General features: G+C 71.8%; 24 protein-coding genes. 11 read left to right on the forward strand and 13 right to left on the reverse strand.

Annotated features, from left to right (window positions below):
* Positions 1 to 129: 129 nt before the first annotated feature.
* From ACIPVB_RS10780 to ACIPVB_RS10795, 4 genes are all read right to left on the reverse strand, one after another.
* A complete protein-coding gene (locus tag ACIPVB_RS10780; protein ID WP_400368823.1) occupies positions 130 to 1,266 on the reverse strand; it encodes a UDP-N-acetylmuramate dehydrogenase in 1,137 nt (378 codons plus the stop codon).
* A complete protein-coding gene (locus tag ACIPVB_RS10785; RefSeq protein WP_400368824.1) occupies positions 1,266 to 1,670 on the reverse strand; it encodes a MaoC/PaaZ C-terminal domain-containing protein in 405 nt (134 codons plus the stop codon). The genes ACIPVB_RS10780 and ACIPVB_RS10785 overlap by 1 nt, the downstream gene beginning before the upstream one ends.
* Positions 1,667 to 2,116, reverse strand: a complete 450-nt coding sequence (locus ACIPVB_RS10790; RefSeq protein ID WP_400368825.1) for a MaoC family dehydratase N-terminal domain-containing protein — start codon at positions 2,114 to 2,116, stop codon at positions 1,667 to 1,669. The genes ACIPVB_RS10785 and ACIPVB_RS10790 overlap by 4 nt, the downstream gene beginning before the upstream one ends.
* A gap of 116 nt (positions 2,117 to 2,232) precedes the next feature.
* Positions 2,233 to 3,030, reverse strand: a complete 798-nt coding sequence (locus tag ACIPVB_RS10795) for a sulfite exporter TauE/SafE family protein (RefSeq protein ID WP_400368826.1) — start codon at positions 3,028 to 3,030, stop codon at positions 2,233 to 2,235.
* 348 nt (positions 3,031 to 3,378) lie between these two features.
* Between ACIPVB_RS10795 and ACIPVB_RS10800 the strand changes: the two genes are divergently transcribed.
* A complete protein-coding gene (locus tag ACIPVB_RS10800; protein WP_400368828.1) occupies positions 3,379 to 4,014 on the forward strand; it encodes an NADPH-dependent F420 reductase in 636 nt (211 codons plus the stop codon).
* A 280-nt stretch (positions 4,015 to 4,294) separates the two neighbouring features.
* Here the strand turns inward: ACIPVB_RS10800 and ACIPVB_RS10805 are convergent, their stop codons facing one another.
* From ACIPVB_RS10805 to ACIPVB_RS10830, 6 genes are all read right to left on the reverse strand, one after another.
* The gene (locus ACIPVB_RS10805; protein WP_400368829.1) at positions 4,295 to 5,455 is read right to left on the reverse strand and encodes a cystathionine gamma-synthase; all 1,161 of its coding nucleotides are present in this window, start codon (positions 5,453 to 5,455) and stop codon (positions 4,295 to 4,297) included.
* The gene (locus ACIPVB_RS10810) at positions 5,452 to 6,456 is read right to left on the reverse strand and encodes a pyridoxal-phosphate dependent enzyme (RefSeq protein ID WP_400368830.1); all 1,005 of its coding nucleotides are present in this window, start codon (positions 6,454 to 6,456) and stop codon (positions 5,452 to 5,454) included. Before ACIPVB_RS10810 ends, ACIPVB_RS10805 begins: the two co-directional genes overlap by 4 nt.
* A 148-nt stretch (positions 6,457 to 6,604) precedes the next feature.
* Positions 6,605 to 7,453, reverse strand: a complete 849-nt coding sequence (locus ACIPVB_RS10815; protein WP_400368831.1) for an SDR family oxidoreductase — start codon at positions 7,451 to 7,453, stop codon at positions 6,605 to 6,607.
* Positions 7,454 to 7,523: 70 nt separating this feature from the next.
* Positions 7,524 to 7,844: a hypothetical protein gene (locus ACIPVB_RS10820; protein WP_400368832.1), complete on the reverse strand. Its 321-nt coding sequence runs from the start codon at positions 7,842 to 7,844 to the stop codon at positions 7,524 to 7,526.
* Complete coding sequence (locus ACIPVB_RS10825) at positions 7,841 to 8,416, reverse strand: Asp23/Gls24 family envelope stress response protein (RefSeq protein ID WP_400368982.1); 576 nt, start codon at positions 8,414 to 8,416, stop codon at positions 7,841 to 7,843. Before ACIPVB_RS10825 ends, ACIPVB_RS10820 begins: the two co-directional genes overlap by 4 nt.
* 2 nt (positions 8,417 to 8,418) lie before the next feature.
* Positions 8,419 to 8,961, reverse strand: coding sequence for an RNA polymerase sigma factor (locus ACIPVB_RS10830; RefSeq protein WP_400368833.1), 543 nt, complete (start codon positions 8,959 to 8,961; stop codon positions 8,419 to 8,421).
* Between the two features lie 121 nt (positions 8,962 to 9,082).
* On the opposite strand from ACIPVB_RS10830, the gene ACIPVB_RS10835 reads away from it, so the two are divergent.
* The 5 genes from ACIPVB_RS10835 (at position 9,083) to ACIPVB_RS10855 (ending at position 12,923) form a co-directional block, all read left to right on the forward strand.
* The gene (locus ACIPVB_RS10835) at positions 9,083 to 9,496 is read left to right on the forward strand and encodes an Asp23/Gls24 family envelope stress response protein (RefSeq protein WP_400368835.1); all 414 of its coding nucleotides are present in this window, start codon (positions 9,083 to 9,085) and stop codon (positions 9,494 to 9,496) included.
* A 132-nt stretch (positions 9,497 to 9,628) separates the two neighbouring features.
* On the forward strand, positions 9,629 to 10,471 hold the full coding sequence (locus ACIPVB_RS10840; RefSeq protein WP_400368837.1) for an NAD-dependent epimerase/dehydratase family protein: 843 nt from the start codon (positions 9,629 to 9,631) through the stop codon (positions 10,469 to 10,471).
* Positions 10,472 to 10,505: 34 nt separating this feature from the next.
* Positions 10,506 to 10,796 (forward strand): hypothetical protein, encoded by a 291-nt coding sequence (locus tag ACIPVB_RS10845; protein WP_400368839.1) that lies wholly within the window; start codon positions 10,506 to 10,508, stop codon positions 10,794 to 10,796.
* A gap of 75 nt (positions 10,797 to 10,871) precedes the next feature.
* The gene (locus ACIPVB_RS10850; protein WP_400368840.1) at positions 10,872 to 12,281 is read left to right on the forward strand and encodes a dihydrolipoyl dehydrogenase family protein; all 1,410 of its coding nucleotides are present in this window, start codon (positions 10,872 to 10,874) and stop codon (positions 12,279 to 12,281) included.
* Between the two features lie 12 nt (positions 12,282 to 12,293).
* Positions 12,294 to 12,923: a TetR/AcrR family transcriptional regulator gene (locus tag ACIPVB_RS10855; protein WP_400368841.1), complete on the forward strand. Its 630-nt coding sequence runs from the start codon at positions 12,294 to 12,296 to the stop codon at positions 12,921 to 12,923.
* Between the two features lie 201 nt (positions 12,924 to 13,124).
* On the opposite strand, the gene ACIPVB_RS10860 is transcribed toward ACIPVB_RS10855, so the two are convergent.
* Complete coding sequence (locus ACIPVB_RS10860) at positions 13,125 to 14,450, reverse strand: MFS transporter (RefSeq protein WP_400368843.1); 1,326 nt, start codon at positions 14,448 to 14,450, stop codon at positions 13,125 to 13,127.
* A gap of 119 nt (positions 14,451 to 14,569) precedes the next feature.
* Between ACIPVB_RS10860 and ACIPVB_RS10865 the strand changes: the two genes are divergently transcribed.
* The 4 genes from ACIPVB_RS10865 (at position 14,570) to ACIPVB_RS10880 (ending at position 17,155) form a co-directional block, all read left to right on the forward strand.
* Positions 14,570 to 14,962, forward strand: coding sequence for a PaaI family thioesterase (locus ACIPVB_RS10865; RefSeq protein WP_400368845.1), 393 nt, complete (start codon positions 14,570 to 14,572; stop codon positions 14,960 to 14,962).
* A gap of 306 nt (positions 14,963 to 15,268) precedes the next feature.
* Complete coding sequence (locus ACIPVB_RS10870) at positions 15,269 to 15,781, forward strand: RNA polymerase sigma factor (RefSeq protein WP_400368846.1); 513 nt, start codon at positions 15,269 to 15,271, stop codon at positions 15,779 to 15,781.
* Complete coding sequence (locus tag ACIPVB_RS10875) at positions 15,768 to 16,775, forward strand: hypothetical protein (protein ID WP_400368848.1); 1,008 nt, start codon at positions 15,768 to 15,770, stop codon at positions 16,773 to 16,775. Before ACIPVB_RS10870 ends, ACIPVB_RS10875 begins: the two co-directional genes overlap by 14 nt.
* Positions 16,772 to 17,155, forward strand: a complete 384-nt coding sequence (locus ACIPVB_RS10880) for a hypothetical protein (RefSeq protein ID WP_400368849.1) — start codon at positions 16,772 to 16,774, stop codon at positions 17,153 to 17,155. Before ACIPVB_RS10875 ends, ACIPVB_RS10880 begins: the two co-directional genes overlap by 4 nt.
* A gap of 34 nt (positions 17,156 to 17,189) precedes the next feature.
* Here the strand turns inward: ACIPVB_RS10880 and ACIPVB_RS10885 are convergent, their stop codons facing one another.
* Positions 17,190 to 18,116, reverse strand: coding sequence for an aldo/keto reductase (locus ACIPVB_RS10885; RefSeq protein WP_400368850.1), 927 nt, complete (start codon positions 18,114 to 18,116; stop codon positions 17,190 to 17,192).
* A gap of 134 nt (positions 18,117 to 18,250) precedes the next feature.
* On the opposite strand from ACIPVB_RS10885, the gene ACIPVB_RS10890 reads away from it, so the two are divergent.
* The gene (locus ACIPVB_RS10890) at positions 18,251 to 18,454 is read left to right on the forward strand and encodes a zf-TFIIB domain-containing protein (RefSeq protein WP_400368852.1); all 204 of its coding nucleotides are present in this window, start codon (positions 18,251 to 18,253) and stop codon (positions 18,452 to 18,454) included.
* Positions 18,455 to 18,457: 3 nt separating this feature from the next.
* On the opposite strand, the gene ACIPVB_RS10895 is transcribed toward ACIPVB_RS10890, so the two are convergent.
* Positions 18,458 to 19,915, reverse strand: a complete 1,458-nt coding sequence (locus tag ACIPVB_RS10895; protein WP_400368854.1) for an MFS transporter — start codon at positions 19,913 to 19,915, stop codon at positions 18,458 to 18,460.
* Positions 19,916 to 20,040: the final 125 nt, after the last annotated feature.

The raw sequence follows: 20,040 nt of genomic DNA on the forward strand, positions 1-20,040 counted from the left end.
CGACGACCCGGCCGCCCTCGTCGCGCGCGTCCGCCGCCTGCTCGCGACTCCCGCGTGGAATGCCGGGATTCGTCGCCGCGCGGGCTGCCCGAGCGACAGATCCCGGCGACTCGCGCGAGGGAGGGGGCCTCAGAGCTCGACGTTCACCAGGACCGGCTCGGGCTGCAGCAGCAGGCCGAATTCGGACTGCACGCGCTGCTGCACGAAGCGGGCGAGCTGGGCGATCTCGGCGGCGGTCGCCTCGCCGCGATTGGTCAGCGCGAGCGTGTGCTTGGTCGACAGCCCGGCGCGCGAACGCGGAAAGCGGAACCCGCGCGACAGGCCGGCGTTCTCGATGAGCCACGCCGCGCTCACCTTGACCTCGCGACGCTCGACCGGGGGCGGGGGCAGGATGCCGTCGAACGCGGCGAGCGGGATCACGGTCACCGGATCCAGCTCCGGCGCCATCGGCCAGCGCGGGCACGCCGCCGGCAGGGTCCGCGCGAACGATTCCGACACGATCGCGTTCTGGAAGAAGGACCCGGCGCTCCAGGTGTCGGGGTCTTCGGCGTCGAGCACCATGCCCTTGCTCGCGCGGGTGGCCAGCACGTGATCGCGGATCCATCGCAGCGACACCGCGGCGTCGGCATCCAATCCGAGAGCCCCGCGCAGCTGCGCCCCGGCGATCGGTCGCGCGTCGTCGCCGACGCGTTCCAGCTCGAACGTGGCCGAAAGGATCACCGCCGGACGTTCGGGCACCGAGCCGTAGTGCTGCTTGAAGACCGAGGTGCGGAAGCCGAGTCCCAGTTCGGACGCGGGGACCGTCGACACCTCGCCGGAGGACTCGTCGATGAGCTCGACCTCGACGAGGGTCTGCACGACCTCCTGCCCGTAGGCACCGATGTTCTGCACCGGAGCGGCGCCCACGGTACCGGGGATGCCGGACATCGCCTCGACGCCGGCCCAGCCACGCGCGACGGTCTCGGCGACGAAGGCGTCCCAGTCGTGTCCCGCCTGCACGCGCAGCCGGACGGTATCGGGTCGCGAGCCGGGGCGCTCGTCGATCCCGGTGGTGCGCACGCGCACGACGGTGCCCTCGAACGGCTCGTCACCGACGAAGAGGTTCGACCCCCCGCCGAGCACGAGCCACTCCGCCCCCTCGGCCCACACCGCGCGCAGGACGGCGACCAGCTCGTCGGCCGACGTCGCCTCGACGAGCCGCGCGGGCAGTCCGCCGGTGCGCAGCGTCGTCAGTCGCGCGAGCGGGACGGGTTCGACCTCGGGCATCAGCGCACTCGCACGCGCACCTGCGCCTTACCGAGCACGGTGGTCTCGGCGAACGTCACGGTGAGGTCGATGCGGGCGGTGTCGTCGTCGACGGCGCCGACCTTGGCGCTCACGTGCAGATCGGCCCCGGCCTCGGGATCGACCACGACGGGTCGCGTGAAGCGCACGCCGTACTCGACGATGCGCCCGGGGTCGCCGAGGACCTCGGCGAGCACACCCACCGCGATGCCCATGGTGAGCATGCCGTGCGCGAGGACCCCCGGCAGACCGACGGCCTCGGCGACGTCGTCGCGGTAGTGGATGGGGTTGAAGTCGCCCGACGCCCCGGCGTAGCGCACGAGGGACTCGCGGGTGACATGGACGGAGCGCTCGGCGACGACCTCGCCGACGGTGAACCCGCTCATGCGCCGGCCTCCCCGGCCAGCAGGACGCTCGTCGTGGTCACGACGTGGGCGCCGTCGGCATCCACGATCTCGGCCTCGCTGGTGATCATGGCGTTGCCGCCCATCGAACGGATGCCCGTGACCGACAGCGTCGCGATCAGCTCGTCGCCCGCGACGATGGGACGGCTGTAGCGGAAGCGCTGCTCGGCGTGGACGAGGCGCGAGAGTTCGATGCCGGAGTCGGGGTCGCCCAGCAGCTGCTGGAGGGTGAGGTCCTGGACCACCATCGCGAACGTCGGCGGGGCGACGACGTCGGCGTACCCCAGCGCGCGGGCAGCCTCGGGGTCGGAGTGCGGGGCGGCGTCGGCGAAGACGGCGCGGGCGAACTCGCGCACCTTCTCTCGTCCGACCAGATACGGCGCGGTCGGCGCGAAGGTTCGACCGACGAGTTCGGGGTTCACGGGCACCGCCTCAGTCTATCGAGAGGGCTCGGGGACCTCTCGTCGGCCCCGCTCTCGCGTGGCCGCCCGGACGGGCGGGGACGCGGGACCCGCTGGTGGGAGCGGACGGTCCACGACGCTCGTCAGCGCTGGTGCCGCCCGCGGACGGCCTTGACCGCGATCTGCGAGGCGATGAAGACGAGGAAGACCGAGAACAGCACGTTGGCCACGAAAGGGTCGACGGCCTTGGCGATCTGCGCCCCCAGGGCGGTCGTGGCGCACGCGGCGACACCGACGCAAACGGCGGCCCGCAGGTCGACGTTGGAGCGGCGCAGGTTTCCGATGGTCCCCGACACGGCGGTGGGGATCATCATGAGCAGCGACGTGCCCTTGGCGACGAGATCGCTGGTGCCGAACAGCAGCAGCAGCGCGGGGACGACGATGATGCCGCCGCCCACGCCGAGCAGTCCCGCCAGGATGCCGGTGACGACGCCGAGCAGGGCGAGTCCCGGACCGGTGATCCAGGTGAGCTCGAGTGCGGCGTCGCGAGAGGGGATGACGAAGTACAGGCTGACGATCACGGCGACCAGGAACGTCACGAAGGCCCAGCGCAGCGCCGTCTGCGACAGCTTGGGCAGGAGCCAGGTGCCGATCTGGGCGCCCCCGACCGCTCCGGCCGCGAGGATGAGGGCGGGGATCCACGCCACGTGGCCGTCGACGGCATAGGTGATGACACCGACGGATGCCGTGGGCACGATCGCGGCGAGCGAGGTTCCGGCCGCAAGGCGCTGATCGAATCCGAGCAGCAGCACCAGGAGCGGGACGATCACCGTGCCGCCGCCGACGCCGAACAGCCCCGACATCAGGCCGGCGAGGAGGCCGACGCCGGCGCAGATCAGGTAGAGGCGGGCGGTGCGGGGCGGGCGTGTGTCGGTCGTCACGGGAATCCTCGAGTCGCGGTTCGGGCGGGGGATGCCGCCGACGGAACAGTCTCGCACCCGCACCGCGGCACTCGGCGCACCGCACACCGGCCGCAGACGAAAGCGGCCCCCGGTGGTCCGAAGCCGCGTCCACCGGGGGCCGTCGCCCTCACAGGTCAAGCAGGACGGTGACCCGAACACCGGACTGCGACCACTCGCGTGAGGGTGCGACAGGAATAACGATAAACATCTCGCTCACTCGCGCGTGACCGGTTGACACTGATATCTAGAGCTGCTAACTATTTAGGCGAATGAACTCTTGGTAGCGCTCCCGGGAATAGTGCCCGTGCACCCCCGGTTCCCCCGGTCATGACAACCGTAGGAATCATCGGAGCAGGCAACATCGGTTCGGCCCTCGCGAAGGGCTTCGCACGCAACGGCTACGACGTCGTGATCGCGAACTCGCGCGGACCGGAAACGCTCGCCGACCTCGTGGCCGAGGTCGGTTCCCGAGCCCGCGCCGCGACCGCCCAGGAAGCGGCCGAGGCCGGTGACATCGCGGTCGTGACCGTGCCGCTGAAGGCGATCGACGACCTGCCCGCCGCGTCGCTGGCCGGCAAGACCGTCCTCGACACGAACAACTACTACTTCGAGCGCGACGGCCACATCGCCGATCTCGACGAGAAGCGGACCACGACCTCCGAGATGCTGCAGAAGCGCCTGCCGGAGTCGGTCGTGGTCAAGGCGTTCAATCACATTCCAGCAGCCGACATCCTCACCGACGGTGCCCCCGCCGGCGGCGAGGACCGTCGCGCCCTCGCCACCTCCGGCGACTCCGACGAGGCCGTCGCCCTCGTCACGCGCATCTACGACGAGTTCGGCTTCGACACCGTCAACGTCGGACCGCTCAGCGAGAGCTGGCGCGTCGAGCGCGACCAGCCCGCCTACGTCGTGCGCCAGAACGCCGACGAACTGACGCAGAACCTGGCGCGAGCCGAGCGCTGACGCGCGTCGACAAACAACATTCGTGCCGGGAAACGCTGCGACACCGCGTTTCCCGGCACGAATCGCGTTTATGGGCGCCGGGGGGGCCGACGATGCACCCGGCGCGACGCCCGGCGGCGCACCCGGCACGACGCCTGACGGCGCACCCGGCAGGACGCCTGACGGCGCACCCGGCACGACGCCTTGCTGCTGCATCCGGCGCGACGCCCGCCGGCGCGCCCTGCGCCGGCGCCTGCTGGCGCGCCCGGCGCCGGCGCACCCGGCGCGGGCGCCCCGCGCGTCAGAGAGCGGCCAGGGCCTGATCGACGTCGGCGACGAGATCGTCGACCGACTCGATACCGACCGACAGGCGCACGATCGTGTCGGGCACCGCGAGCTCGGTCCCGCGCACCGAGGCGTGGGTCATGGCATCCGGGTAGTTCACCAGCGACTCCACACCGCCGAGCGACTCCGCGAGGGTGAACAGGCGGGTCGACTCCGCGAAACGACGAGCGGCGGCCCCGTCGGCGAGCGCGAGCGAGACGATCCCGCCGAACCCGCTCATCTGCCGTGCGGCGAGCTCGTGCCCGGGGTGCGAGGGCAGGCCCGGGTAGTACACCGTCGCGACGCGATCGTGGGCGAGCAGGTGCTCGGCCACCGACTGCGCGTTGGAGCTGTGCCGCTGCATGCGCACGGCGAGGGTCTTGATGCCGCGCGTGGTGAGGTAGGCGTCGAAGGGTCCGGACACCGCCCCGGCGGCGAACTGCAGGAACTGCACCTTCTCGGCCAGCCCCGCGTCGGCGAAGGCGAGGGCCCCGCCCACGACGTCGCTGTGCCCGCCGAGGTACTTCGTCGCGGAGTGCACCACGACGTCGGCCCCCAGCGAGAGCGGACGCTGCAGAGCCGGCGACGCGAAGGTGTTGTCGACCACCACGAGCGCCCCCGCCGCGTGGCCGAGGCGGGCCAGGCCCGCGATGTCGGTGATGCGCAGCATGGGGTTGCTGGGCGTCTCGACCCAGACCATCTTCGGCGCGCGCTCCTGGATAGCGGATGCCACGGCATCCAGATCGCTCATGTCGACCACGCGCAGCTTCACGCCCCACGGCCCCAGCACGCGCGCGAGCAGCCGGTAGGTGCCGCCGTAGACGTCGTTGCCGAGCAGGACCTCGTCACCGGGGACCAGCGCCGCGCGCAGCAGGGCGTCCTCACCGGCGAGGCCCGAGGCGAACGACAGGGCCCGCGCCCCGCCCTCGAGCGCCGCGATCTGGGTCTCGAGCGCCGTGCGCGTGGGGTTTCCGCTGCGTCCGTACTCGTAGCCCCCGCGCAGACCCCCGATGCCGTCCTGCGCGTACGTCGTCGAGACGTGGATCGGCGGGATCACCGCCCCCGTGGCCTCGTCCGGTGCCTGACCGGCGTGGACGGCGAGGCTGTCGAAGCCGCGGGCGGCGTCGTGGGTGCTCATGCGGAGTGCTCCTTGAAGTCGAGGGGAAGAACGGATGCCACCGGTTCGACGTCGTAGCCGCGCGCGGTCATCCATCGGTCGTCGAAGATCTTGCTCAGGTACCCGCGGCCGTGGTCGGGCAGGACCACCACGACCACGGCGTCGGCGGGAAGAGTCCGTGCCAGGCGCAACGCACCGACGACCGCCATGCCGCTGGATCCGCCGACGAGCAGTCCCTCTTCGCGCGCGAGGCGGCGGGTCATCGCGAAGGACTCGGCGTCGGACACCCGCTCGTAGGCGTCGACGAGGGTCGGGTCGAAGGCGGGCGGCCAGAAGTCCTCGCCGACGCCCTCGACGTCGTAGCCGTGGATGTCGTCACCCGAGTAGATCGACCCCTCGGGGTCGACTCCGACGATGCGCACCGACGACCCGGCGACCTCACGCAGGTACCGACCGGTGCCCGTGATCGTGCCCCCCGTGCCCACTCCGGCGACGAAGTGGGTGAGCCGGCCCTCGGTGTCGCGCCAGATCTCGGGACCGGTGGTCTCGTAGTGGCTGCGGGGGCCGTTCGGGTTGGCGTACTGGTTGGGCTTGAAGGCGCCGGGGATCTCACGCACCAGGCGGTCCGAGACGCTGTAGTACGACCGGGGGTCGTCGGGCTCGACGTTCGTGGGGGTGACGACGACCTCGGCGCCGTAGGCGCGCAGCACCGCGCGCTTGTCCTCGGCGACCTTGTCGGGCACGACGAAGACGCACCGGTATCCGCGCTGCTGGGCGACGAGGGCCAGGCCCACCCCGGTGTTGCCGCTGGTGGGCTCGACGATCACCCCGCCGGGCTGCAGCAGGCCGTCGCGCTCGGCGGCATCCACGATGTTGGCGGCGATCCGGTCCTTCGCCGAACCACCGGGGTTGAAGTACTCGATCTTCGCGAGCACCGTGGCGGCGATGCCGTCGGTGACGCGTGACAGGCGGACGAGGGGGGTGTCACCGACGAGGTCGGCGACGCTCTGGGCGTAGCGCACGGTGGGATCCTGTGGGGTCGATGCGCCGGAGAGGCGCGGCTGACGGGGTCGTCGAGAAAGGGAACGCGGCAGCGTTCAGCGACAACAGCGACAGGTCAGCACGCGGACAGCATACCCGAGAGGAGGGATGCCGCGCCCCCGCGGCCGGTCACGAGACCGCACCCAGGAACTCCTCGAAGCTCTGCGCCGGACGACCGGTCACCCGCTCGACGTCGGACGAGACCCCCGCGAGGTCGCCGCTCGCGATCGCGGTGTACGTGCTGACCCAGGCATCGACCTGCCACCGCGGGGCCCCGAAAGCGGCACGCGAGGCGTAGGCCTCGCCGACCGACTCGTCGTGGAAACGCACCGGGTGACCCCGGACGGCCGAGATCTTGTCGGCGACCTCGGCCATGCTGAGCGCCTCGGGTCCGGTCAGGTCGTACGTCGTGTCGGCGTGCGCGGCCGGATCCCGCAGCACCGCCACCGCGGTCGCGGCGACGTCGGAACGCGAGACCAGCGAGCAGCGCCCCTCACCGGCGGGCCCGCGGATCACGCCGGCATCCCCCGCGAAGAGCTCCATCATGTCCATGTAGAAGTTGTCGCGCAGGAACGTCCACGACATGCCCGAGGCGCGGATGATCTGCTCGGTCGCGGCGTGATCGCGACCGAGCGTGAAGACCGCGTCGGGGGCCGCCGCGAGGAACGAGGTGTACACGATCGAGCGCACGCCCGCGTCGGCCGCGGCCTCGACGAACGTGCGGTGGTGATCGACGCGATCGGCGGTCTCGGACGCCGAGACCATGAACAGGGTGGTCACCCCTCGCAGGGCCGCGCGGGCGGCATCCGCATCGGAGTACCGCGCCGTGCGCACGTCGGCCCCGTCCAGGCGGGGCGCGCGAGAGGCATCGCGCACCAGCAGACGCTGCGTCACGCCGCGCGCAGCGAGGTCACGGGCGACGCGGCCGCCGACGGCGCCGGTGGAGCCGGTGACGGCGAGGACGGGCGGCTGGGACATGCGGCCTCCGAGGGCGAGTGGGCGGTCATCCCAGCGTAGGACCCGCCCGACCCCGGGGGCCGGGAAGTGCCTAGGAAGCCGGGACGACCAGGCGCGAGACCCGGACGCGCACGCTCGCGGGCGTCTCGTCGTCGCCCGCTCCGCGCGCCGCCGCCGCCGCGGAGGCCGCGACGGCCGCCGCATCGTCCTCGCGGGACACGCCGATGCACACGGTGATGGCGCGGGCGCCGGCGGCCTCGTCGACCGCGGTCAGCGACCCGTCGGCGTCGGTGACGTGCTCGAAGGCCCGCGCCACGACCGGTCGCGCCGAATACATCTCGCGGACGCCCTCGACGGCCGTGACGGCGAGGTCGATGCGCGGGGCGAGTTCTGCTGCGGTGATGGCGGTCACTGATCTTCCCCCTCTTCGGTGTGGACGTCGCCGACCGTCACGTCGACGCGCCCCACCTTAAGATCGCCGTGCTGTTCGATCGCGGAACGGATGCCGTCGCGCATCTGCGCCACGACGGCGGCCATCGGTCGGCCGAAGCGTACGCTCACCGTCACGCGGACGTCGAGGGCGTTGTCGGGATCGACCTGGTCGATTCGCACCCGCCCGACGATCAACCCGTCGATGCCGTCGCCCACGGTGCGGATGAGTTCGTACAGCGCCCCCTCGGTGACCACGAGTTCGGTCCCGTCCGAGGTACGGGCGAGCGGGATGTCGCGCCCGGCCCGGAACTCGCGCATGACTTCGCGCATGATGTCGTCGTACCAGGACTCGGCCAGGGGTTCGGCCGCCTGTTCCTCGACGATCTCGCGAGAGAGGCGCCCCATCCGCTCCATGGACGCCAGAATGGCCTGGCACTCGGCATTGCGCTCGATCGCCGGAACGCGGGGGGTGCGTCCGCGGTCGAGATAGGCCGAGAGGTCTTCGAGGGAGTAGCCGGAGCCTCCGATGTCGTCGCCGTTCTCGCTCATCATGGTCACCTCCACTCCTGCATGCGTTCCAACACTGTCTTTCGTGCGCGGGCGAGACGACCGCGCACGGTCGCCGCCGATTCGCCCACCTCGACGGCGATCTCGTCGTAGCTGTGACCGCCGACCTCACGCAGCACCCACACCACGCGCAGGTCTTCGGGCAGATCGCGGAGCACCTTCTTCAGCGCGTCCATCTGCGACGACGCCACCACGGCCCGCTCGGGGTCGTCTTTCGCGGAGACCATCTCTTCGTCGATCTGATCCGAGATCTTCCGCGATCGCATCCGGTCGGTGACCTTGCGCGAAACGATCGTCGTCAACCAGCTTCGCACCTTCTCGGGATCGGTGAGATCCGGCAGACGGCGCCACGCCGTGATGAGCGCCTCCTGGACGCAATCATCGGCGTCGGCGCGGGACCCGGTCAGGCGCGTGGCGAAGGCGACGAGGAAGGGAGCGTGCCGGCGCACGAGCACGCCGAACGCGAGTTGGTCGCCGTCGGCCGCGCGCGACGCGAGGAAGGCGTCGGTGGCGGAAGACAAAGAGGGCATCTCGGTTCCTGTCAGCAATCTCTCAGAGACGGGTCGTGACGTTTCGCGAATCCGCCCCGTCCACATAGCGAAACACTCCGGTACCGATTCGGTCCGGGATCTTGACGAAAGGACGCACCCCATGGCACAGAACACCTCCTCCCCCGACGCTCGCCGCAACGGCGGCACGACCGTCATCGTCGACCCCGTCGTCGCGAAAGTCGCCGGCATCGCCGCGGCCGAGGTCCCCGGCGTCCACGCCCTCGGCGGCGGAGCGGCCCGCGTCATCGGCAACATCCGCCAGGCCGTCGGCGCCAAGGACTACGCCCAGGGCGTGAGCGTCGAGGTCGGCGAGACCGAGGTCGCCGCCGACATCGCCATCCAGGTCGACTACCCCGAGCAGCTGCAGCGCGTGGCCGGCAACGTCCGCAAGGCGGTCGAGAAGGCGATCACGGAGATCGTGGGCATGAAGGTCGTCGAGGTCAACGTGACGGTCGTCGACGTCTTCATCCCCGGCGACGACGACGACGAGCAGGAGGAGGCGCGCGTCCACTGACGTCCGTCCCGGCCCGCGAGCTCCGGCTCGCGGGCCTTTCGTCGTCGTCCGGCCCCACGTCAATCCGTCGCAGCGGTGTCGGTGCCGACCGCTAACCTCAGCGGCATCCGCTCTCTCACCCCCAGGAGTCCCATGCGCATCGCCCTCACCGGTTCGTCCGGCAAACTCGGCACCGTCGTCGCGCGCGAACTGCGCGCCGCCGGCCACGACGTGATCGGCCTCGACGTCCGCGGCGAGCGCGGGCCCGGCTTCGTGCAGGTCGAACTCACCGACTACGGCCAGGTGATCGACGCCCTCGCGGGCGTGAACGACCAGCACGACGGTTTCGACGCGGTGGTGCACCTGGGCGCGATCCCGGCTCCCGGCATCCGCTCCGACGTCGCGACCTTCGACAACAACATGACGAGCACGTTCAACGTGTTCTGGGCGGCCCTGCGGCTCGGCATCCGTCGCATCGTCTACGCCTCGAGCGAGACCGTCCTGGGGCTGCCCTTCGACGTGCCGCCGCCCTACATCCCGGTCGACGAAGAGTACGCCCCCCGCCCCGAGTCGGTGTACTCGCTCGTGAAGACCCTCGAAGAACGCCTCGCGACCGAGCTGGTGCGCTGGTACCCCGACCTCTCGGTCACCGCGTTGCGGTTCTCGAACGTCATGGTGCCCGAGGACTATGCCGCCTTCCCCTTCGACGCCGACGCCCGCGCCCGCAAGTGGAACCTGTGGGGGTACATCGACGCCCGCGATGGCGCTCAGGCGATCGAGCGTGCTCTCGAGACCGCACCGGCGGGCTTCGACACCTTCATCATCGCCGCGGCCGACACCGTCACGACCCGCCCCAACGCCGAGCTGGTGGCCGAGGTGTTCCCCGACACCCCCACCCGCGGCGATCTGGGCGAGAACACCACCCTGCTGTCGATCGACAAGGCGCGGCGGCTCCTCGGCTACGACCCGCAGCACTCCTGGCGCGACGAGCACTGACCCCGGCCCGGCGGGGGCGTGACAGACTCGGCGAATGGATGCCGAGAACCCCACCACGCCCCCTCCGGCATCGAACGACGACGAGCCCGTGATCCCGCTGCCCACGGCGCACGAGAAAGAGGTCAGCTACCTCGCTCGCAGCGGCGCGGTGGTGACCCTGCGTCTCATCGACACCGGACGCTTCGAGGTGAAGCTGGACACCCGGGGGGACTACACCGCCGTGCTGCTCTTCGACGGCGAAACCTTCGCGCTGCACCCGGCGCCCGGCGTGCACGCGATCGGCGGAACGGGACTGACCGCGACCGACCTGTACGAACGCTTCTGACCCGCGGGCGCAAGCCCTGCCCCCGCCGGCGCCGCGACGGTTGACTGGGATCCTCGACCCGCCGGGAGGACCACCGTGAGCCACGACGCCGACACCTACGACATCGCCGTGATCGGAGCGGGCCCCGCGGGCACCGCCGCAGCCCTGCGCGCCGCGGAGCTCGGTGCTTCGGTCGTGGTCCTCGAGGCCGGGCGCGTGGGCGGAACATGCGTCAACACCGGCTGCGTGCCGACGCGGGTGCTCGCGAAGGCCGCGCGCCTCATGCGCGAGACCCGTTCCGCCGACGACTACGGCATCGTCGTGGACGAACCGCGCGTGGACTGGACGGCGGTCGTGGCTCGTGTGCACGAGCGTGTGGATGCCGTGCGCTCGATCAAGCGCGAGGCGGAGCGTTTCGCCGCCGCCGGCGTCGACCTCGTCCACGAGGGCCGTGCGCGCTTCGCCGACGATCACACGCTCGTCTTGGACAGCGGTCGTCGCGTGCGCGCGGAGTCGATCCTGGTGTGCGTCGGCGGCCACTCGCGCCGCTTGCCGATCCCCGGGGCGGAGCTGGCGACCGTCCCCGAGGACGTGCTGTCGTTGACCGAGCTGCCGGAACGTGTCGCGGTGATCGGCGCGGGCAACACCGGCGCACAGCTGGTGACGGTGTTCCGCTCGTTCGGTTCGCAGGTCACGCTGCTCGATGTCGCTCCGCGGGTGCTGATGGCATCCGATGCCTCGATCTCGCGCGTGATCGCGGCCGCGCTCACCGACAACGGGGTCGATGTGCGAACGGGCATCGACACGGTCGAGCGTCTCGACCGCCGGGACGACGGCGCCATCCGCCTGACCTGGCGCGAGGACGACGAGGCGCACACGGTCGACGTCGACGTCGTCGTGATGGCCACGGGCTGGCCGGCGGACGTCGAGGACCTCGGTCTCGACAACGCGGGGGTCGAGGTGCAGCGCTCGGCGATCCCGGTGGACCGGTATTTCCGCACGATCGTCCCCCACATCCTCGCGGTCGGCGACGCCAACGGACGCGACATGCTGGTGCAGGCGGCGCAGTTCGAGGGCGAGGCGGCGGCCGAGAACGCCGTCCTCGGGGCCAACCGGCGCACACCCCACCACCTGCTGCCGGCGGGCGGGTTCACCGACCCCGACTACGCGGGTGTCGGTCTCACCGAGGAGCAGGCGCGCGACCGCGACCCCTCGTGCGTCGTGGCGACGGTGGGGTTCGACACCCTCGACCGGGCCGTGATCGATGACCGTGAGAACGGCTTCTTGATGCTCATCGCCGACCGGCGGCGCGAGCTCGTGCTCGGCGCCCACGCGGTGGGCGAGAACGCGGTCGAGGTGATCCAGTCCGTCACCACGGCCATGGCGGCCGGGATCGACGTGTCGACCCTGGCGGGCGTGCGCTTCGCGTACCCGACCTACAGCGCCGTGATCGGCAACGCCGCCCGCGCACTGCTGCACACCGACGCCCCGGCGCTGCTGGAGTGACACACTGAGACGGTGACCGCCGCCGATCCCGTCCCGACGACCGCGCCCGTCGGCTCCCCCGCGAAGCGGGGACGCCCCGGTTACGATCGCGACGGCATCCTCGACGTGGCGGTCCGGGTCTTCAACGAGCAGGGCTACGACGCCACCAGCGTCTCGGACCTGGCCCGTCGCCTCGGGCTGACGAAGTCGGCGCTGTATCACCACTTCTCCTCGAAGGAGGAGCTGCTGTCGGTGGCGCTCGAGACGGCCCTGGGTGGACTCGAAGCCGTGTTGGACCAGCCCGCGGCGCGGACCGGGGCGGCATCCGATCGTCTGCGATTCGTGCTCACCGGGGCGACGGACGTGCTGGTCGCGCAGCTGCCGGCGGTGACGCTCCTGCTGCGGGTGCGGGGCAACAGCGCGGTCGAGCAGGCCGCTCTGGAGCGTCGCCGCGTCTTCGATCACCGGGTCACGGCCCTGGTCGCCGCCGCGCAGGCCGAGGGCGAGGTCCGCGACGACGTGGACGCCGCGGTCGCGGCGCGTCTGCTGTTCGGGATGATCAACTCGGTCGTGGAGTGGTATCGCCCGGGCGGGGGCGTCGACGGCGATCGCCTCGGCGCCGACATCGTGCGCATCGCCCTGGACGGCCTGCGCACGTCGTAGCCCCTTCCTCGGCCCGGCCCCGCCGCGCCGACCCCACCCCGCCGTCCTGCGGAACGACCCGCGACACGCCGCACCACACGGTCCGACGCACCGGCACCCGCCCACCTCATCCGCACGACGGCGCACCACCGCCGGCAGAACGGCCCGCACGACGCCCAAGGGGCCCCGCGCGCCGGCGTGGAGCCCCTCGGGGAGGGCGGGTCAGGCGCGCAGGTCGACGCCCTTCGGCTCCCGGATGAGCGAGACCGCGACCAGCGACACCACAGCGGCGACCGCGATGTAGGCGCCGATCGTCCAGGACGCGCCGGTCGAGCGCAACAGGGCCTCGGCGACCATCGGGGCGAAAGCGCCACCCATGATGGCGCCCAGCGCGTACCCGATCGAGACGCCCGAGTAGCGGACGTCGGCGGGGAACATCTCGGCGTAGAGCGCGGCCTGCGGCCCGTACGACAGTCCCAGGCCGAGGGTCATGACGAAGAGGGCGACGAAGTACCAGACGATGTTCCCGGTGTCGATGAGGAACCACATCGGCACGGCCCAGATCGCCAGCAGCAGGTAGCCGAGCTGGAACGTGCGCACGCGTCCGAGGGTGTCCGAGAGTCGGCCGCCCCACAAGGTGAACCCGAGCCAGCCGAACGATGCCAGCGTCGTCGCGAGCAGCACGGTGGGCCGCTCCAGCCCCAGCGCGGTGACCGCGTAGGTGGCGAAGAAGGCGATGAGCAGGTAGCCCGCGGCGTTGTTGCCGATGAACACCAGCGCGGTCAGCGCGACCTGACGCCAGTTCTTGCGGAACAGCTGGCGAAGGGGCGCGGCGGACTCCTTGCGGCGACGGACGAGGTCTTCGAAGACAGGGCTCTCCTCGACGGCGCGGCGGATGACGTAGCCGACCACGATCAGCACGATCGAGAACAGGAACGGCACGCGCCATCCCCACGCCAGGAACGCTTCGGCCGACATCGACGAGGTGAGGATCCACAGCGTCGCGGTGGCGAGGATCATGCCGATGGGCACACCGATCTGGGGGTAGGCCCCGAAGGCGCCGCGGCGGTGGACGGGGGCGTGCTCGACCGAGAGCAGAGCGGCTCCTCCCCACTCGCCACCGGCCGAGAAGCCCTGCAGAACCCGCAGGAGGATGAGCAGGATCGGGGCGGCGATGCCGATCGCGGCGTACGTGGGCAGGACGCCGATGAGCGCGGTGGACACCCCCATCATCACCAGGGTGAGCACGAGCATCTTCTTGCGGCCGATACGGTCGCCGAGGTAGCCGGCGACGACGGCGCCGAGCGGGCGGAAGAGGAAGGAGATGCCGATCGTCGCCCACGACAGCACCTGCGCGATGCCGGGGTCGGATTGGGCGAGCGGGGCGAGGAAGAGGGGCGCGAGCACGAGGCCGGCCGCCTGGGCGTAGATGAAGAAGTCGTACCACTCGATCGAGGTGCCGACGAGGGTACCGGCGAGCACGCGCCGTTCCTCTCGCGTGGTACCGGTCGTGGTGGCGCGCGTGGATGCCGCGGTCTGCGAGGCCATGAGAACTCCGTCGTTCTGTGGGCAGGGATCGAACTCAGCGGCATCTGTTACCGACCGAGCGTTCAGTAATAGTGTCAGAGGTGCGGCCGTCCGACAAGAGGACGGCGGAAGGAGCCGCCATGACCCTCTGGACCATCGTCCCCGGAGCCCTCGACGAGCGTCTCGGCATCGTCGTCACCGCGCAGTCGGCCGACGAGGTGTCGGCGTCGATGCCCGTCGAAGGCAACACGCAGTCGCTGGGACGCCTGCACGGCGGGGCGACGGCGGCGCTCGCCGAGGCCGTGGGGTCGTGGGCGGCGATGATCCACGCATCGACCCTCGGCAGGGTCTGCGTCGGCGTCGACCTGAACATCACCCACCACCGCGGCGCGCATACGGGACGCATCCACGCCGTCGCCACCGCCGCGCACCGCGGGCGTCGCGTGGCGACCTACGACGTCCGCGTGGTCGACGACGAGGGGCGCCCGGTCGCCACCGCGCGCATCACGAATCTGATCGTCGATGCACCGTGACGCCCCGTCTCGGCGCGGTCCGGGCGCGGCGCCGCCCTCTGGCATCCTGGATGCCATGACGAAGATCCGAGGGAGTGCACCGCCCCCATGCGGTGCACTCCCTCGCCCGTCGAGGTCAGTCCCGAACATCTCCCGACGGGCGTATGGGTGCCATCTCGAAGCCGGAGACGACACCCACCCCCACCAGTGCGGTGTCACCCGGGTGCGGATCCTTACATCCCGTCCGAAAACTTTCTCTCCGCCCCCCGCGGTAAGGATGCGGCGACGCCCGACACAGCCCCTTCGATCGAGCGGAGTCGTCCGCCCGTGACCGACGAGCACTTCGTGGCCTTCTTCCGCGAGCATCACAACGCCGTCCTCCGCTTCATCGAGCGTCGGGTGTCGGACCGTGAGGCCGCGGCGGATCTCGCCATGGACTGCTTCGAGATCGCGTGGCGCAAACGCGATCCCCGCGATCCGTTCGGGTTGCCGTGGGTGTACCGCACCGCTCGCAACCTCATCGCGAACGAATATCGACGACGAGATCGGGAAGGGGCACTGTGGACGCACATCGAGGACCAGGTGCGCACACTCTCGACCGAATCGGAGTCGGCGATGGTGCGCGACCTGCTCGACGCCATGCGCGCGCTGCCCGAGGCCGAGCGCGAGATCCTCTGGCTGACATACTGGGAAGAACTGCCGGCCGCCGACGTGGCCGTCGTGATGGGGATGAGCACGGGCGCCGTGTGGACGCGCCTGAACCGCGCGCGGGCGAAACTCCGCCCCCTGCTGCGGGCCGCCCCCGCGGTCCGGGAGGGGGTGTCCGATGATCGACGATGAACTCGCCCGCGCGATGCGACGCATCGACCCCGCCGCGACCCCCCTCGACGCGCCGATCCCCCTCGACGCCGAGCGGCGACTGCGCGAGATCGTCGGGCGCGACCCGGCTCCGCGCCGCCGCCCCGCGCGCCGCCGCCCCCTCGTCGCACTGACCTCGGCCGCGGCCGCCGTCGTCGTGATCCTGACCATCGTGACGGGGGTGCTGTGGATGCCGGCACCCTCGGCATCCGCTCTCACTCCCACCCCCCTCGTCTACACCGCCGAGCCCGTCGACCCCGGCCAGGCGATCGAGGACGCCCGCGCCGCGCTCGCACGAGACGACGACGAGGTCGCGGCCGAACGCCGCTCGCTCTCGCTGGGGTGGTACTTCAGCGCGTCGGCGGACGGCGCCGAGGCCACCGTGTTCCGGCGCGAGTGGGTCGACCTGAGGTGGAACCGGGACTTCTCGGGCTCGGTCGTGACGATCGCGGCCGAGGCCACCGACGCCGACGGCGACACGGTGCCCGCCGGCGATCCGCCCCCCGGGACGGTCGTGGGCGAAGTGCGCTACGTCCAGAACCAATTCCGGCCGCTGTCGCCCGAGCCCCCGGCGCCCACCGTCGACGCGATGCGCGCGCTGCTGCGGTCGTCCTCCGGCGTCGAGGGCGAGCTGACCGCCGGCGACGCGATCACCGGCGCCCGCACCGTGCTGGGCGAATGGACGCTGGACGACGCGCAGCAGTCCGCCCTGCTCGAGGTCGTCGCCGCGACCCCCGGCGTGCGTTCGCTGGGAACGACGCGCGATCGGATCGGACGCGAGGTGGTCGGCATCGCCGGTGTCCCCTCCTCGATCGCGAACACCGACGTCACGCTGCTGGTCTCGGTCGAGACCGGCCGCATCGTCGGCTTCGAGTCGGCGCTGATCGGTGCGAACACCGACCTCGACCTCCCCCCCGGATCCGTGACGGAGTACGCCCTGTGGGACGTACGCGACCGAGAGGATGCTCCCCGATGAGCGACACCCCCGACCTTCACCCCGACATCGCCGCGGCGCTCGCCGATATTCCCGGGGGCGTGGTCATCGACGCCCGGCACGCGGAGTGGCCCGACCGGGGGATGCGCATCGACGTCCCCGCCGACGGCGAGCGGGCCGTCGGCAGCTGCGCGACGGGAAACGTCTGCGCCTACAGCGGTTCGGGGCTGTCCGGGACGCGGGTGTCGTGGTCGACGTGCGGCACCTACTCCCCCGGCATCACCGTGCGCTCGATCGCCAACGCGCGCTCCGCCGGTTACGCGCAGGCGCGCTCGTCGTCGGGATCGGTGCTCGCCACGGCGATCGCCGGGTCGTCGGCGAACGTCTCGGGCGCGGTCGCGAGCGTGCGCTGCGTGCCCTGAATCCGCCCCCGCTCCTCCCGGACGCGGGCCCGCGTCAGCTCCAGGGGCGCGCGGAACGCTCTCGCCAGTACGAGACCGGGTCCACGGCGAGCGCGTCGCGCACGGCCCGTCCGATCGGGCGGGCCGATGCCGACACGGCGGTTCGCAGGTGCTCCCGCGTCGTCGCCCCGACCAGCACGATGTCGGCGAACGGCTGCGCCCGCGCCGCCCCGATCGCGAAGACGTCCGGGGCGATCCCGGATGCCGCCCGCTCGAGGTCGCCCTCGGGCGCGGCCCGCGCCAGCTCGCCGTTGGCCAGCACCTCTTTGAGCACGACCGTCCACCCCGCATCGCGCGCCGCGGCGAGGGCGTCGCCGACCGTCGACTCGCGGAGGTTCCACGTGGCCTGGACCGCACCGAACGGGGAGTCGGCGAGGGCGATGGCGGCGCGCACCACCTCGCCCTGGTGGGGGCCGCTCGTCGACAGGCCCACCGTCACTCCCCGCTCGCCGAGCGCGCGAAGGCGCGCCATCACCTCGGCGTCCGCGAGCACGGGGCTGTCGGGCGTGACGGAGTGCACGAGATACAGGTCGGGCACCGTGGAGAGGGCGTCGAGCGTCTCGGGCCATTGCCGGTCGAACATCGCGGCGGAGTGATCCTTGCGCTCGTGCACCTCGGCATCCATCCGCCATGCGCCGACGTACTCGTAGCCCCATTTCGAGCCGATCGTGATCGCGCCACGGCGTTCGGGGTGGGTGGCCAGCCACGACCCGAGGAACCGTTCGGCGTACCCGTAGGACCTCGCCGTGTCGACGTAGCGGATGCCGAGCGCCCACGCCTCGTCGAGCAGCTCGTGCGCCCGCGCGCGCATCGCATCGATCGAGCGCCGGGCGGGCTCGCCCAGGTCGGCGTCGCGCGCGGTCGTGATGTAGGCGGGGCGGCCGACGGCGGCGAGTCCGAGACCGAGGCGGGCGGCGTTCATGCTCCGACGCTAGCGGGCCGTGCATCGCGCGGGGTCCGGGGATCGTCGGGTCGAGGGGAACAAGTCGGCGCGGGAACCGGTTTCGCTCCTCGTCGGCCGCGGCGCGCGTCGACGATCCTCGTGGAGCGGAAACCATGACCTACCTCGACGTCCCCGCCGACGACCGGCAACCGATCTGTCCTGCCTGCGGCATCACGATGCACCCCCTTCTCGACGAGGGCGAAGCGGCCGACGAGTGTCGCGAGTGCGGTTTCCGGGTGGAGTGGTCCTCGCCCCGTCGCGGGCACCGGCGCGACGACGACGAGCGCCCGCGCTCGCGGTGGGACGACGAGGACTGAGCGTCAGCGACGACGGCTGCGGCGCACCTCGACAGCGCTCAGCACGAGCGCGGCGCCCGAGAACGCGACCGAGACTGTCAGGGCGATCGTCAGGGCCGCGCTGAAGGCGGTCGGATCCTCGGCCGGCGATCCCGGTCCCGCGGCGCGCGCTATTCCGGCGAGCACGGCGACGAACACCGTGCCCAGCACCGTCTGCCCGATCGCCGAGCCCACCCGCTGAGCGGTCTGCACGACGCCGCCGGCGACCCCACCGCGGGCGGGGTCGACCTCGGCCAGCGTCAGCGTCTGGTTCGGCGTGACGATCGATCCGCCCGCAAGCCCCAGGACGAACAGCGGCAGGCAGAGTCGCAGGATGACGTCGGCGGGATCCGTCGCCGCGGGCGACGCCTGCACGGCCAGGCCCAGCACGATCGTGACGAGGGTGAACACCGCGACCGCCCCCACCAGCAGCGGGCGCCCCACACGCGAGACGAACCGCCCCGCGACGGGCGCTCCGAAGACGGTTCCGACCGCGTAGGCCGTGACCCCCAGCGCGGACTGCAGGGCGGTGAAGCCGAGCCCGTCCTGGTAGTACAGCGCCAGCACGAGCGGGACACCGGTGTTGCTGCAGAAGAACACCACGGCGAACACCACGCCCGTCACGAATGAGCGCACGCGGAACAACCGCAGGTCCAGCAGTGGCGCGGCATCCGCCCTCGTGCGTCGCGCCTCGTGACGCACGAACGCGAACAGCACCCCCGCCGCGGGAATGAGCAGCAGCAGGGTGAGGGGCCCGCCGGCCTGGCCGCCCTCGACGATCGGGAACAGGATGCCGAACAGCCCCGCACCCAGCAGCGCAGCGCCCCACAGGTCGAGCCGCCCCGCGGCCGACGGCGCGGGCACGTCGCGGGGAACCCACCGCCGCGCGAGCAGCACGGCCGCGACACCGATCGGCACGTTGATGAAGAACACCAGACGCCACCCGACGTCCTCCCCGCCGGCCGAGATCAGCAGGCCCGCGACGACCGGCCCCAGGGCGGTACCCGCCCCCACCGTCAGGCCGAGCCGCCCGAAGGCCCGACCCCGCTCGCCGGCGGGGAAGACGCTCTGGATGAACCCCGACACCTGCGGCCCGATCATGCCGCCGAACAGTCCCTGGACGACCCGCGCCGCGATCAGGATCTCCGGGGTCGGTGCGAGACCGACCGCGGCGCTCGCGACGACGAACCCGAGAACGGCGATCGTGAAGACCCGTCGCCGACCGCGGCCGTCGCCGAGGCGGCCACCGATGACGGGCACCAGGCCGAAGGCGAGGACGTACCCGGTGACCATCCACTGCAGTTCGCTCGCGCCGGCGCCGGTGGACCGACCGATCGAGGGCAGGGCGACGTTGGTGACGCTCACGTCCAGGAGCGCCGCGAACTGCCCCATCAGCATGACCGAGAGGGCGCGCCAGCGGCGCGGATCGGGAGGGCTCGTCACGGGGTCGGCGGGTTCTGTGGCGGCGTCGGTCGAGCGGGACGAGTCGATCTCGACATCGGTTCCTCCCGTTCTCCCCGCTTCAGGCTACGTCCGCAGGGCGGCCTCGGCCCCGCGGCGGGCGCGGC

The organism is Microbacterium sp. NPDC090007, assembly GCF_044748345.1.
GTDB lineage: Bacteria > Actinomycetota > Actinomycetes > Actinomycetales > Microbacteriaceae > Microbacterium.